We start from the raw sequence: 13,492 nt of genomic DNA, 5'->3' as shown, positions 1-13,492 counted from the left end.
GAAGGCTGCGGCGAGGCTAGCCGTAGACCTCGACCAGTCGCGCCATCTGCCCCTTGGCGCGTTTCGTCGTCGTCAGCCGATTGTCGCGCAGCAGCTGCGCCACGTCGGCATCTGCGCCCTTGCTCAGCGCGATCGGGTTGCCGGTGACCGATATGTCATTATTGGCGATCGTGATCCGCTCGGCGCTGTGTTCGGTCCATGGCGCCTGCCAGCGCGGCGCGGTTTTCTCGCCATAGTGGATGCCATCGCCGCAATCACGGATATCATTGGCCCTGATCTCGATCGCCTGCGTCCCGCCCTTGCATGTGATCGCACAGGTTGCGTCCGAAAACTTGGACCGCCGGATGCTCCCGCGCCGGATGCCCAGAAAGTCGACAATCTGATCACGACCGCCGCGCCCCGAACACAGGTTCATGTGCGCCTCGCTGCCTCCATTGAGCTTGAAGCAGTCATCCAGCGGGTCGATCGCATGACAGTCGACCAGATAGATCTGCTCGATCATCTTGGCCGGATCGTAATCGTCGCCATTTTGCCCGAAATGAAAGCCGTTCAAGCCGCCGACCGTGGTAATCCCGCGCAGCAGCATCCACTTGCAGCCACCGCCGCCGATCGCCGCGGCCCGGTTGTCGGTCCCGAAAACGCGCGTGTTCTTGCCTCCCCTTATGGTAATCGGCTTGCCTTTCGCCCCGGACAGCGCGCGCGGCAGGGCGATATTGCCGATGATATCGCCATCGGGCAGGATAAACGTGTCACCCGGCCTGAGCGCAGCCAGCGGGCGGGACAGGTATGCGGCTATGGTCACTGCCCCGTTACCCAGCGGTCAAACTCCGCGCCTGAACATCGACACTGCTGGGGATCTTCTCCTGTGTGTTCGAGATAGTCGATCACATCACCGGTAATCGCCAGCACCTCGCGCACGTCGCCGACTGCGTTGGTGTAAAGCTGTCCATATTCGATCTGCACGTTGCGCTCCTATGCGGCCATGTCCGCCTGCACGGGCGCTTTCATGAGTAGATACATCCCCGATGTGGCGTGCAGGCCATCCGCGCTGCCCGGCGATCCGCCGATCTGGGCGATGCGATCGGTCAGGGTTGCGTCCGCCATGGCATTGGTCGACGTATCAACCACCGACACGATACCATGCGTCCCGATCGCGGCGACCAGGCCGTTGTTGACATCAGTGCGCCCGCCAATGTCGTTCGTCGCATAATTGCCCACCGGCACCTGCGATGCCGGGGCGAGTGTATAGGTGCCGGCGGACACGCGCGGCGTCATCTTGATCGGGTGGATTTTGGCGGTCGGGTTGGCGGCAAGTATCTGGTCGTACATCGTCTTGCGATCCGCGAGAATTTGCGTCGCCGTCCGCGCGCTGCCGGTCGATGTGTTGGTGTTGCCCAAATCGTTGGTGCCGTAATTCTCGTAAACATCAGTGAAGTAGGGATAGAGCAGCGCCCGCTTGGCGTTACGCGGCACTCCGCTATCGGACATGATATAGGTGGATACCGATGTCGCTGGCCGCGCGATCGACGTCCATGGCAGGCCAAGCGCATAAGCCGCCTTGCGCACTGCACCGCCCTGATATTCTCCGTCATTCGCACCCAGCAAACCTTCGCCCTGAGCGAAATTGATGCTGTCGCCAGGAGCGAGAATCGCCTTTCCATGCGAACTGGAAAGACCTTTGAACATCAACGGCATGTAAAGATTGGTGCTGGAGGCACCGCCTGTCGGCAGCGTCAACGGGCCCGTCCCCATATGCTGGTCGGTGCCCGCGCCGGTTGCCGGGCATGTGTAGGCGCTTTCGCCAGGCACGCTGCCGACCGTGCCATTATAGACGCGGATGTCGCCATTCACATTATCGCGGATCGTCCGCATCCAGAACACTGTGCCGGGCGCGAAATATAGCAGGCCGAATTGCGCGGGCAGTAGCGCGTCGCATTCGACCCATGCCGCGCCGCCAGCCATGACCACGCTGCCCGCGCCTGACCATTTCAATTCGACCGTCTGCGTTGGCGCACCGGGAATTTCCAGCCCGACAATCAGTGTCGCGGGGGCAACCGGGCCATCCTCCCGGTTTGTCGTTCCAACGAAATAATTGGCAAAAACCGGACTGAAGCCAAGGTAGACGCCCTGCCCCATGACATGGCGGGTGCGACACATGAAGCGCGGGTTTGCTCCGGTCGATCCGGTCGATGTGGCAACCTCGCCCCGCGTCGCTGCGGCCATCCATGTGGCCACCGGAGTAACAGGACTAGGGCCTAGCCGCCCGCGAAGATTGATCCACGTCGGCAGCGTCCGATCAAGGTAGCGGCTGCGCATTCAGGGCACCCGTTTAAGGGTCGCGAACGCAGCGGCCGTGCCGGTCAGGACAACGTGCAACTCCGCATTTGATGGCAGGGCGACGCCCTGTCCTGCACCGTTGGCGTCGCTGGCATTCTTGCTCAGCAGATCGAGCCAGGTCACGTCGTCCGGGGCGCGGATCTGCAGCTTCACCGTACCATAGGCACTCGCCTGCTGGGCGAAGATATAGTCGCCGCCATAGACTGTTACGGCGGCTGACGCGACGTTGTTATTGGCAAGGGCGAAGCTTTCCTGCTTGCCGCCAATGGGCAAAGGTGACGCCTGGCTGATGGATTGGGGCGTTTCGCCCGGCGCGCCAAAGGCGATGGCGTGCATCTGGGTCAGCGTCTGTTTCAGTATCCGTGCAACCATCTCGTCATCCTTCCGCGCAGCAAAATCACTGATGCGCAGCCGGTCGCGCGCGCGAAAGGGGATGCGGAGGTAAGAGGCCTTGCTACCGGGTTGCTACCAGCGGCGGGTGAGGTCCTTGGTGATCAGATGGTCGCCCGCGTCACTATTGTTTTGGCGATCAAATTCTTGCACTAGCTAGCAATCTAGCCGACATTTGTAATTCAAAATAGGAACCCTAATACGGATCGGTTTCGTCATGTCTAAACCTCGGAATGCCTGCATATATTGCGGCCAATTGGGCGTTACCAAAGAACACATTCGCGGAGCATGGTCGCGTAAATACCAGCCACCCAAATTAAATGAAAAGCCACCAAGAACTACGCATAGACTACAAAGATTTCCAAGGGGCTTGTTTACAGACGATCCTATTGTAAGAAAAGGAGCAATAGATAGACCTGGAAATATAAGATCACTTACATTAAAAATTGCTTGTAAAAAGTGCAACAATGGCTGGATGAAAGGTATTGTTGACGAATCTATACCATTATTGAAGCCACTAACTTCCGGATATTGGGGAAGTATTTCTTTAGAGTCGCAATATATTTTAGCAAAATGGATAGCCCTGTTTACAATGAGCTTTGAATATGCGGATAGAGATACTGTTTGCGTTTCTCAACGCGAGCGCGATGATTTTCGAAGAACGGGAATACTCTCGGAAAACTGGGATATTGCTATTGGCTACGTTGAAGGCGCCCCCGGGGTAGAACCAACCTTTCACAGGGGTATTCAGTTGTGGGGCCAACCTGACTGGAATGGGCATCGCCTTGGACAAATCACGGCTTTTGTTTTTGGAAAGATGATCGCAGTAGCCAGTTACTCTGAGTTCACGCACCAATTTTCGTTCGAAGATTACGCAACAAGGCTTGGGCTTGTTACAATTTGGCCAATAAAGTCCGGATCTAGCATTAAGAAACCATTTCGCATTCATTGCGATGATTCAGTTTACCAAATCATTGAGGAGTTCTCAGCTCTATTAGAGGATTAACGCTGACAATCTGTGCAGGCGCTTGATTGGCCATAAATTCTGTTTAGAACGTAGGGACACCGGTCTGCGCAACGCCTGCTTCAACATCGCCATGCTTGTGGGTTTTCAGGCTGATACCATCGGCGGTCACATCATCGCTGGCGTCCATCCGCCCGGTCAGGGTCACGTTACCCTCGATCGTCACGTCGGCGCGGATGGTCAGGCCGCCGGGGGCTTCGACCAGCGCGGTCGCGCCGTCGGGCAGAATCGCGGTGAGCGCGTGATTTTCCGGGTCGTAGGCGACTTGCGCGCCATCCTCATATTCGACCAGTTCCGCCAACGTGGCACCGGGCGGCGGAAAGCTGTCCTGCCAAATGCCGACAAGGGCGACGGCAGCGGCCAGCTGTCCGTCCGGAACGAGAAGCAGCGCCTGTTCGCCAATGCTGGGCGGTGACCAGATGCGCGTCTTGCCTGCGCGCTGGGCCAGCCAGCGGATAGACGGTGTTTCGGCCCCGCCATCGTCATCATCCGGATCGCCATATCGCACGGTGCAGGTGGCGGCGGCCAGATCGACCGAGGCGATCGTGCCAAGGCGGATCAGTTCCGACAGGTCGGCCGGAATATCCTCTGCCGCCCGCGTCACGGCGCGATGGGGCAGATCCGCGCGACCGCCCGCTGCGCCAGTTCCGCCGCAACCCTGGCATTGTCGCAGGTAGCGTAGGAGCGGGCAGTGGTGCAGCCACTAAGGAGCAGCAGCAGCGGGAGAAGACGGGTCACCATTTCAGTGTCCTTTTCCAGACGGAATAGACCAGGATCGCCAGCAGCCCGCCTTCGACCAGCAGGACGGCACCGACCCCGGCGAAGAATGGCATCATTGCAGACCGACCCGATTGGCCAGCCAGCCATAGAGGAAGGCTTCATTGGCCGGGCGGCTTTCGGCCAGCGCGATGTACCGTTCGCCCTGCATCGCCTCCAGCGCCTTGAGTAACACCTTGTCACCTGCTGGCCCGCGCAACGCCCGGAACGCCTTGAGCGCTTCGATCGTGCGAGGCCCGATCGCCCGGTCGACTTTCAGTTCGGGGTAATCGCGGGCGTTACGGTTAAGGGCATTCAGGGCGCGCTGAAGAAAGCCGCTGGCAGTTGCGACGCCCATGTTGACGGCAGTGTCGAACAATTCAAAGGCGATCGTCGGCGCAACCTGCGCGACCAGGCCATAGCCGGGCTGTTCCCAATAAAGCCGCCGATAGATGCTGACCGCCGTGGCGCGCGGCAAGGCGCGCATGTCACCGGCATAACCATTTTCACGGGCGACCGCCTTGGTGATGCCAAAGTTGGTTTCGCCTCCGCGATCAGCGGGATGGTTGCTATAACCGCCTTCGCGGCCGATCACTTCATCAATCAGGGTTTCGATAGTCATTACCGGTCCTTAGAGCCGCGCTGGCGGCAATGATGGCGAAAGGGATTGCGGCGTTTCCACGCGCAAAGCGGATCGATCCGCAAGACACGGGAATGGAAATGGCGGGCGCGGGCATAGGCAAGCGCAGCGCACATGGCCGATGCCAGCATAATCAGGATGGCAGACAGGTCGCTCACCGGACATCTCCCCCGATCCCCAGGCGCTTGCGGAAAAGGAATTGCAGTGCGTCGAGGAGAAAAGCGAAGCCCAACCCGCCCAACGCCATGGCGAACAGGATCACGGCAAGGTCGGGCCAGCCCTTGAGCCGCCCGACCATGACAGCCAACATCGCAAAGGCGGGAAGCGCCGAGAGTTCGGAAAAAATCAGCCAGCGCCGCTTGCGCTGCCACATGCCGAACGCCACCGGATCGTCGGGCGGTTCAGGGGCGACGCCGAACAACATCCAGCCAAGCCGCGCCCCGACCATCGCCAGCCCGCCGATCAAGGAAACCAGCCAGAGGATAATGTCTTCAAACTTCATGGCGGTCTCGCTTTCGTCGGCTGACCGCTGGCATGGCGCATGGGTTCCCGCGCGCGAAGGGTGTCTGGCGGTAAAAAGCGCTGTTACCGCCGTTCAGTCCGGCGTGTCGGTTTCGACAGGGGCTTCGACTGTCCTGACCGCATTGGCGCGCACTTCCGCCTGCACCTTGGGAAGGTCAGCCTCCAGCTGCGCTTCGTCGAGTTTCCCCGTTTCGGCCTTGCGAACGAGCTGTTCAAACACTGTCATCATGTCTTGCTCCAAACCGGGTAACAGTAAGTCACGCCTTCAATTTCGACATCCATCCACAATGCCGGATCGCTGGTGGTGCCGGGTTTGTTCGCGCCCAACGTTGGCACAGCTGCGCCAGTGCCAAACGTGCCGACCAGCTTGGTCTTATGATCATTCAGATAAAGCGCGTCGGAGACGTAGAGTGTGTTCTTGCCCGTCACGATGGATGTTATCTGGCCATTAAAATCGGCCCAATCCTGCGGCGCGACCAAGCCGAGGCTGTAGTAGAGCATGCTGGCCCCGAATGCCGCGAAACGGTTTTTGGGGTCAGGAACCAGCGGGACATTGAAGATCGGATCGACGCTCTCGATTCGCGGGGCATACAACGTCACCACTTCGCCATCAGCACCACCGCCCAGCAGGGAGCCATACTGATGCCCGTTATAGGTCGTCAGAGCAAAACCCTGAACTGTGACGGAATTTTCATTGCTGAATTTGACCGCGCATTCCTGCCCCGCTCCCTCGAACAGTATGTTGAGCAGCTGCAATTGCTCGCAGCGCGGGAAGCCGGGATCAGGGAATCCTACCTCGACCGGCGGCTGACCATAGGACACGACATAGCAGCTTTCCGTCGAAAAGCCTTCTGTGCGCGCGATATAGATTGGCGATTGTTCCGCTTGCCGGATGACGACGCCGCCGCCCGTATAGGCCGGATAGCTGGTCGTATCGAGATCGACGGTCAGTGTCGTGCTCGTGCGCGCAATGACCGTGGGCCTCGATCCCATCATGTTGGTCATGCCGCCGACATACTGGAAGCAGACTTTATCGCCGGTCTGGAACTGGTGTCCCGGCGCTGTCACCACGGTCGTTGCGCCCTTCACGACATTGGTGATCGCCGCGATATTTTCATCCGCTGGCAGATAGCGCCAGTCGCAATTGAGGAACTGCTTGTTGATGAAGCTGGTAGCCCCGGTCATCACCGACGCATAGTCCGACGTCATTTCATGGGCGTCATAGCCCTCATGGATGGCGACGCGGGCGGTATGGTCGCGATTGTAGATCGTGCAATGGTCCCACTGGACTGTTTCCTGCCCATAATCATGCGCAGCAGCGCGCGTGAAATAGCCGTCCGTGAAGCATTCCTTGAAGCTGGCATTATCGCAAAAGCCGCCGGCCGTGCCGCGCTGCGCTTGAAAGCCAGCGGCGGGACGGTTGGCCTTTTCGCCCCAGATGCCGACGCTCTTGAACGTGTAGCCGCGCGTCCCGATCGCGTCGATCACCGCCTTGCCGGTGCAAGCCCCAACGAGGTACAGATTCTCGACGGTCAGGTTCCATGCCGAAATGTTGGTGACATTGATGCTGTCGGTCGTGCGATACAGGCGGTTACCGCCATTGACGACGATAATGGTGAATGGGTTTTCGGTGAGCAGCTCACGCACGCGATCGAACATCGCATTGAGCGCGGGGCCATCGTTGCCGGTCCCAAGGCCGGTCGCGCCGAATTGCATCGGCGTTAGGGTGATTACGGCCAAGTCGCTCCAGGTCGCAAGCACTTCGCCGCCGAACTTGCCGCCCGTGCCGCCACGAAACCTTTCGAGGTCCATATCGAAGATAAATGCGCCAGGCTTGAACAGCTGGCCGGATAGTACTGCCGAGTATCCCCGTGAAACGCGAAGTTCCGCCATTCTTAAAACTCCAATGCGCGGGTGACGAGCAGCAGGTTCATATTCGCATCTGCGGTCGCGGAAGCAGTTGAAATCATGACCTCATAATCAATGTGCGTCGCATCCACCGATGCGACGCGGAAGAAAGCGTAGGCATAGTCGGAAACATCTGTGCCCCGTAGAGGGGAGACGAGTACATCGTCGGCTTTCGGCTCCACCCCGAGATGGTGCTCGACCGATCCGGTTTTGAGGCCGATGCTGTCGACGGGGATAGCTACGACGCGTTTGGAACTTGTGCTGATACCGGCGACGTTGAGCAACGAGGTTCCGGTACCTTCATTGACGAGATTGGCAGTAGTGCCGCCAAATATCTCGCCACGCACACGAATTTTGGTGCAGCCCTCGCCGATCCAAAGATTGGTGCCATTGCCTACGATCACACAGTCGATCGTGGCATTATCCACACTGTCGAGGTGGACGCCGAAGACGTTGTTGCGCGCGACAAAGCGCAGACGGGACTGATCAGCCTCCGCACCCACATCGGAGTAGCTGTCCTGCCACAGATATGCGCCCTTGTAGCAACTGCGCACGATCGCGTCCGTGACGAAGCAATCTGGATTGGCGAGGTCAAAACCGTGGTTCCAGCCAACATATTCGCCGCCCTGGATGCGCGCCCACCGTGTCTTTGCGCGCACGCCCGCGCTGCCGCTAATCGTCGTCGTCTGCGATCTCCCGCCATAAGCCTTGCCATTGACGATCGCCGTCGCTTGCTTGGGGGTCGGGTCTGGGTCGCTGGCGGAGTCCTGGATGCGGATGCCGTCGCGCGGATAGGTGATCGGGTCGTCTGCATCGATCTCCAAAAACGGATCGATGACGAGCCACCCGGAGCGCATGTCATACGCCGCCGATTGCGTGCCTGGTTCGGCAAGCCCCCACTCTCTGGCGCGCGGGCTTTCCAGCACATTGCGGGTGTTTCTGCTGCTGTCGCCCTTTGCATCGACTGCATCCGAGCCGGTGCGGTAAAAGGTGATTTGGCGCAGGATGATATTATGGAAGTCATCGCGCTGGACGCCGATGCCGTACCATTGGCATTCCTTGATGGTCGCCCGTTCGCCCAGGAAGTCCGTGCAGCCGGTTGAGATATCCACGCCGGAATTATTAAAATATGTAGCCTGATTGGCTGGCGTCTGATTGTCGCGATTGCCGTCAATCGTCAGGTCGCTGAAACCGCAGCCTTTGACTGCGATCGACGCGCCGACACGCTGACCGAATTTGAGAACGTGGGCGTCCTGGCCATCGGCCAGCTGCAGGATCGTAACATTCTCGCCTGCACCTTTCAGGCGGATATTATCATGCTTCACCCACAGCCCGGCCTGGTTGTCCCAGTTGCCACCGCTGCGCGTCGTGTCGCTATTGGTGTTGCCGATCAGGAACAAACCGGCGGTGAAATGCAGGGTGCCGCCGCCGAGCGAATGAAGATAGGCGAAGGCGCTGGTCGTCAGCTTGAGCGTATCCGCGCGCGTCCCGATGCCAACGAAGCCGAAGTGCCCTGCATGAACAGGGCCTGCTGGCACCCAGCCCGGCAAATCGGGGATCGCCGTTGCCCCGCTCTTTCGCACATAACTCAACCCCTCAGCGCTCACCGTCTGGCCATCGACCGTCTCGGCAAAGACGATGGCGACCACAGCAACGAAGATAGAGCGCGCAGGGAAACCCAGCGTCCAAGGCGCTTTGAGCGAGGCCCATTCTCCCAGATCGACGACTTCGCCGTCGGGCGTCCAGATGCCGTAATCGAAGGTCCCGCGATAGAGTTTGATCGCTGCTCCTAACGAGCCGTCGGGATATTCGGCATTGAAGTCAAAACCCACCAGCGCCGCGCCCTTGTCGGCTGCGTTCGACTGCAAATCTGAAAGACGGACGCGATGGGCCACCGCCAGAGATGACGGATAGCTGCCCAGTTCCTCCGATCCCGACACAGTGCGGCGATGCAGGGTTGCAAACTCCTCGCCACCGCCCCGGACACTGAAAATGTCACCATTGGCAGTCGCCGCCTCACCTTCGGCCAATGTGTCAAACAGGGGAGCCGAGAGCTGGACAGCGAGCGCAGCCAGTTCGGCGCGGTGCGCACTGTCCTCGGCCGCTTCGACCAGCGGCTGCGCCAGCGCGTTGACGATGCTCCCCAGCGGCGCGCCAACGGTCTTGTTGTTCTGGACCATGACCACCCGTTCACCGCCGGTGGGCACGGCTGCCGGCAAGTCGGAAATCTTGCTCATTCTGCTTCTTTCCACGCGGGGTGACCGCCAATGTCCAGCGCCTCCAGTTCGGCGCCGGTCATGCGTTCGATCTGCTTTTCGATGGCGTCGGAAGCTGCGCGGATGGCGTCGATCGCAGCGAAACGGCCATCCCCAGCGGCAGATGGCGCACGCAGATCGTTGCACTGGCGCCACAGCGGCGAAATCGCGTCGATCCTTAGTGCGGCTGCGCGCTTTACCTCTTGGGAGCGAAGCAGCCGCTTGTGGGTCAAGGTCGAACTGGAAGGCCGCTGCAGCATTGGATGGCCGTCAGCCCCGACAATGATTTTGCGTCCCTGCGCCTGTCCTTCCAGCAAGGAGCGACGACGCGCTGCAGTAATCTGCACAGCATCCGCCGGCATGCTGTCGTGCAGGTCCGTCGAATAAAAGCCGGACGTCGAAGGGGAAAAGAACAGCTTCATGTCAAACCCCGATCGCCAGCCAGTCGAAGCCGTCGATCCGGTTATCGACCGCGTCTGGTGCCTGAATGTAGGCCTGAAACCCGGTTGAGCTGCGATCACGCATCTGCACGAACATGTCGCGCAGATTGTCAGCGGCAGAAATATAGGGGATCGGTGCGACAAAGAGGCATGAATTGGGAAATGCGTCCGCAAAGGTGATCGGCACTACGACTTCAGCCGTATGGATCGCACGATAATAGCCCAGCTGAACGATGATCGGTGTGCCGGGGATTTTGAAGAGCGGAATGGTCGCATTCCACCCCCCCCACTGACTGAGTGCGCCAATCAGGCTGGCAGGTGTGACCGCTTTGTCCACCGATGAACCGGCAGCTGCCTCCGCCGTAGACGCTCCGGCAACTGTAATGACACGGTTGCCTGACAGATCGCCCCCGCCAGTCGCCAGGCCTTCCCCGACGATGGTGCGAGCGCCAAAAGCGAGAAGAGCGGCATTGATCGCATCCAGACTGATCCCGAGCGGATCCAACAGGGTATCGAGCCGCTGTTTGAGTTTGAGCGGTGTGACAACGCGGCTGTCATCGGTTCCGGCTGCCACTTCGGTACCGGTTGCGATTTCCGCGACGCCCTTCACCGTTTCGGTTGCCGGGGGAAACAGAAATGCGGATTCGCCAAAGATGATGTCGGCCGCCGCGCCGTTGGCGAAGGCGACATCGAGCGCCAGCAGGAAGCTGGCGATCGACACCTTGCGGAAGATCGGATCAGGCTGGGCGTAGACGGCAAACAGCGTGCCGTCGTCCAGATAAAGACCGATGCCGCGCAGATCATAGACATCGTTCGAGCTGTCCAGCGCCGTCATGTGGATGATGGTTTCGCTGACCGCCTGTCCCGACACGGCATCGATCCGCTTGAGTTCGCCAGGCAGTACCGTGATTGTCGGGGCCATGGTGAAGGCATTGGCGGTCAGGCCAACCTCTATCACCCTGATAGCATCGGTTTCGCCAGCCTGGGCATCCACCAACGCGTCGAGACCAGCGGTGGTGATCAAAAGCTCGATCGCCATCACACAACCTCCAGAAATGGACCGTTTTCGGCCTCGATCGGTTCGCCATCTTCGGTCTGCAGATAATTGAGCCAGTTCGGACTGAGCGCACTGCTGATGTCCGCCGCCATGTCGAACCGCTCGAAGCCCGCCAGCGATGCGGCCGAAATAAGCCAGGCTTCCGCTTGCGCGCGCAGGCGGTGAACCGCAAACATGTGGGCGCTGGCAGGTTTGACAGCAGCAATGTCACGAAGGATGCGGGCGACCATGGCTTCGTCCAGCTGTACGTCGCTGTCCGCTGCGAGCGGCAGTTCGAGCCGGAAGGTCGCCGGGTCGAGATTATCACGATCCTCAAACCATTCGACAATGCCGATCAGCGGGTCAAAGCGATCGAGGACAGTCCGCAGCGACGCCTTGGTCCCCTTCATCTGTTGGAAGCGGATAGCGTCGGCAATGGCGGCGCGCTTGACCGGCTCGGTCCAATCCGCGTCCCACAGGTCAATCGACAGGCCCCAAGCCAGCCAGGGCAATAATTCCACAGGACAAGTGGCAGGATTCCAGAGCCGGTCGATCGCCACCGGCACGTCGGCCAGCGCCGCGTCAAACGCGCCGACCATGGCCCGTTCCAACTTTGTCGCATTGGGGGAAGGAGCTGTTCGACGGGCATCAGGCAACCCCGATGCTGATGGTGGCCGCGTGACCGGCCTGCGTATCACCGATGATGATATCCGCCGCCGGACTGACGAGCTGCACGGTTTCGACGCCTTCGACCTGCAAGGCACCGGCAATGCCCGTCGCGCTGATCAGGCGACCTATTTTTCGACGCGAGGCGAGATAGGCAGCCAAGGCGGCCTGCGCGGCGGCAAGGATGATCGCCGGATCTGGCCCGGTATTGAGGAACAAGGTTGCAACGATATCAAAAGGGATGATCGTCGCGCTCTGGACAGCGACCAGATCGGTGAGCGGACGCACTTCGTCATGGGTCAACACAGCTTCAACCGCGGCGATCTGCTGCGGTGTGGCCGTGCCGTCCCCTGTGCTGCCGAGCAGGCTGACCACCACTTCCCGCGGCACGGGCGAGGTGGCGCTGGCATCCAGAACGGTCGCGTCAGCAGTCAGGGCGTGAAAGATATAGGCGGTAACGGGACCGGCGACTGAAAAGCCATCGGGCGCAAGCTGGACGCGGCGGCGCAGTCGATCGTCATCTTCCATGACCGCCGTAGCACCGGTGGTCGGGTTGGCAGGTGAGACTTCCAGTCGGGCGACACCGTAAAAGGCGGCGAGATGATCGAGGTCGGTCCCTGCCGCCTTCGCCAACAGCATCGACACGGCCCGCTCGTTGAAATTCTGGCGCAGCAGCAGCACCTGGTAGGCGCCGACTTCCAGCGCCTTGATGACCGGATCGCTTTCCACGATCGCATCATGTTCGGGCATCAATTCCTGAAATTTCGCGATCATCAGGGTGCGGATCGCGTCGTAGGACAATTGTTCGACTACCGCCGGGGCAGGCAGGCGCGACAGGTCTACAGCCGTGACGATGGAGGGAGATGAAGCCATGGGCCGCTTGTTGCCCGCCGGAACGCGCGCGCGAAGGGGTTGGCCGGGTAGCAGGCCTTGCTACCGCCGGTAGCTTCAATCGGCGTCGGGATCGAGCATCGATGCGGCGATTTCGGCCACCAGAGCACGGTCTTCATCAGCAAAGCCGAGCAGGCGGCGCTGGGGATATTTGGTGCGGATCACGCGGCCATCGCGCAGGCGACCCACCGTATCGGTTCTCCGAAATGATGGACTGCGGCGACACGGTCGATGGATGAAGACGAAGGCATGATTTCCAAGCCATCGGCGCTGGCGTCTATCTTCCAGGCCTTCGCCAGACGAAGGCGACGGAACATGCGCCCGCCTGCCTTTTGACGGACCCTGCCCGGCTTGCGCTTTTCCATAGCGCCGCCCTCCGGCTCGACATTGGCACCGATGCGCTGGATGTTGGCACGGCGCAGCGCCTGCCCCAGCTTCAGTGTGGCAGAGCGACGGCGCGCGGGCGCAAGGCCCGCCATGATACGGCCAAGCCATCGTTCCAGTTCGGCCAGTCCTCCGCCATCAGCCGGGCTGCTCATCCCAATCAACGGCAGCCAGCGGCGGCAGGATCGACACCGGCAAAGCCCAGATCGTCGCCGAACAGCGGTCGCTTCGGGCAGATAGGCA

General features: G+C 60.2%; 19 protein-coding genes. 1 reads left to right on the top strand and 18 read right to left on the bottom strand.

Annotated elements, in window-relative coordinates; all coding sequences use genetic code 11:
• Window positions 1–16: 16 nt before the first annotated feature.
• The 4 genes from IWY39_RS00090 to IWY39_RS00075 all read right to left on the bottom strand — a co-directional run bounded on the left by IWY39_RS00090 (window position 17) and on the right by IWY39_RS00075 (window position 2,709).
• Window positions 17–802, bottom strand: coding sequence for a hypothetical protein (locus IWY39_RS00090; RefSeq protein ID WP_196871269.1), 786 nt, complete (start codon window positions 800–802; stop codon window positions 17–19).
• Window positions 799–963 (bottom strand): hypothetical protein, encoded by a 165-nt coding sequence (locus IWY39_RS00085; RefSeq protein WP_196871268.1) that lies wholly within the window; start codon window positions 961–963, stop codon window positions 799–801. Before IWY39_RS00085 ends, IWY39_RS00090 begins: the two co-directional genes overlap by 4 nt.
• Before the next feature lie 9 nt (window positions 964–972).
• Window positions 973–2,235, bottom strand: a complete 1,263-nt coding sequence (locus IWY39_RS00080; protein WP_331274466.1) for an SGNH/GDSL hydrolase family protein — start codon at window positions 2,233–2,235, stop codon at window positions 973–975.
• An 81-nt stretch (window positions 2,236–2,316) separates the two neighbouring features.
• Window positions 2,317–2,709 (bottom strand): hypothetical protein, encoded by a 393-nt coding sequence (locus IWY39_RS00075; protein ID WP_196871267.1) that lies wholly within the window; start codon window positions 2,707–2,709, stop codon window positions 2,317–2,319.
• 388 nt (window positions 2,710–3,097) lie between these two features.
• On the opposite strand from IWY39_RS00075, the gene IWY39_RS00070 reads away from it, so the two are divergent.
• Entirely contained in the window at window positions 3,098–3,733 is a 636-nt protein-coding gene (locus IWY39_RS00070) for a hypothetical protein (protein WP_196871266.1), read from the top strand.
• 43 nt (window positions 3,734–3,776) lie between these two features.
• On the opposite strand, the gene IWY39_RS00065 is transcribed toward IWY39_RS00070, so the two are convergent.
• The 14 genes from IWY39_RS00065 to IWY39_RS00005 all read right to left on the bottom strand — a co-directional run bounded on the left by IWY39_RS00065 (window position 3,777) and on the right by IWY39_RS00005 (window position 13,404).
• Window positions 3,777–4,355 carry a phage baseplate assembly protein V gene (locus IWY39_RS00065; protein ID WP_196871265.1) on the bottom strand — a complete coding sequence of 193 codons (579 nt, stop codon included), beginning with the start codon at window positions 4,353–4,355 and terminating at the stop codon, window positions 3,777–3,779.
• Complete coding sequence (locus tag IWY39_RS00060) at window positions 4,352–4,492, bottom strand: hypothetical protein (protein WP_196871264.1); 141 nt, start codon at window positions 4,490–4,492, stop codon at window positions 4,352–4,354. The genes IWY39_RS00065 and IWY39_RS00060 overlap by 4 nt, the downstream gene beginning before the upstream one ends.
• A gap of 91 nt (window positions 4,493–4,583) precedes the next feature.
• Window positions 4,584–5,129 (bottom strand): glycoside hydrolase family 108 protein, encoded by a 546-nt coding sequence (locus tag IWY39_RS00055; protein WP_196871263.1) that lies wholly within the window; start codon window positions 5,127–5,129, stop codon window positions 4,584–4,586.
• Window positions 5,129–5,305 (bottom strand): hypothetical protein, encoded by a 177-nt coding sequence (locus IWY39_RS00050; protein WP_196871262.1) that lies wholly within the window; start codon window positions 5,303–5,305, stop codon window positions 5,129–5,131. Before IWY39_RS00050 ends, IWY39_RS00055 begins: the two co-directional genes overlap by 1 nt.
• Window positions 5,302–5,649, bottom strand: coding sequence for a hypothetical protein (locus IWY39_RS00045; RefSeq protein ID WP_196871261.1), 348 nt, complete (start codon window positions 5,647–5,649; stop codon window positions 5,302–5,304). Before IWY39_RS00045 ends, IWY39_RS00050 begins: the two co-directional genes overlap by 4 nt.
• A gap of 93 nt (window positions 5,650–5,742) precedes the next feature.
• The gene (locus IWY39_RS00040; RefSeq protein WP_196871260.1) at window positions 5,743–5,898 is read right to left on the bottom strand and encodes a hypothetical protein; all 156 of its coding nucleotides are present in this window, start codon (window positions 5,896–5,898) and stop codon (window positions 5,743–5,745) included.
• Window positions 5,895–7,481, bottom strand: a complete 1,587-nt coding sequence (locus IWY39_RS00035) for a ubiquitin-activating E1 FCCH domain-containing protein (RefSeq protein ID WP_196871259.1) — start codon at window positions 7,479–7,481, stop codon at window positions 5,895–5,897. The genes IWY39_RS00040 and IWY39_RS00035 overlap by 4 nt, the downstream gene beginning before the upstream one ends.
• Before the next feature lie 83 nt (window positions 7,482–7,564).
• On the bottom strand, window positions 7,565–9,814 hold the full coding sequence (locus tag IWY39_RS00030) for a hypothetical protein (RefSeq protein ID WP_196871258.1): 2,250 nt from the start codon (window positions 9,812–9,814) through the stop codon (window positions 7,565–7,567).
• Complete coding sequence (locus IWY39_RS00025) at window positions 9,811–10,254, bottom strand: hypothetical protein (protein WP_196871257.1); 444 nt, start codon at window positions 10,252–10,254, stop codon at window positions 9,811–9,813. Before IWY39_RS00025 ends, IWY39_RS00030 begins: the two co-directional genes overlap by 4 nt.
• Before the next feature lies 1 nt (window position 10,255).
• Window positions 10,256–11,311 (bottom strand): gp53-like domain-containing protein, encoded by a 1,056-nt coding sequence (locus IWY39_RS00020; protein ID WP_196871256.1) that lies wholly within the window; start codon window positions 11,309–11,311, stop codon window positions 10,256–10,258.
• Window positions 11,311–12,006: a phage tail protein I gene (locus IWY39_RS00015; RefSeq protein WP_331274465.1), complete on the bottom strand. Its 696-nt coding sequence runs from the start codon at window positions 12,004–12,006 to the stop codon at window positions 11,311–11,313. Before IWY39_RS00015 ends, IWY39_RS00020 begins: the two co-directional genes overlap by 1 nt.
• The gene (locus IWY39_RS00010) at window positions 11,957–12,847 is read right to left on the bottom strand and encodes a baseplate assembly protein (protein WP_196871254.1); all 891 of its coding nucleotides are present in this window, start codon (window positions 12,845–12,847) and stop codon (window positions 11,957–11,959) included. The genes IWY39_RS00015 and IWY39_RS00010 overlap by 50 nt, the downstream gene beginning before the upstream one ends.
• 75 nt (window positions 12,848–12,922) lie before the next feature.
• Entirely contained in the window at window positions 12,923–13,054 is a 132-nt protein-coding gene (locus tag IWY39_RS24260; protein WP_269207972.1) for a hypothetical protein, read from the bottom strand.
• The gene (locus IWY39_RS00005; RefSeq protein WP_196871253.1) at window positions 13,027–13,404 is read right to left on the bottom strand and encodes a phage virion morphogenesis protein; all 378 of its coding nucleotides are present in this window, start codon (window positions 13,402–13,404) and stop codon (window positions 13,027–13,029) included. Before IWY39_RS00005 ends, IWY39_RS24260 begins: the two co-directional genes overlap by 28 nt.
• Window positions 13,405–13,492: the final 88 nt, after the last annotated feature.

Source organism: Sphingobium sp. JAI105, assembly GCF_015752145.1.
GTDB classification, from domain to species: domain Bacteria; phylum Pseudomonadota; class Alphaproteobacteria; order Sphingomonadales; family Sphingomonadaceae; genus Sphingobium; species Sphingobium xenophagum.
Note: the sequence above shows the minus strand (reverse complement) of the source record. Positions and strands in the feature narration are given on the sequence as shown.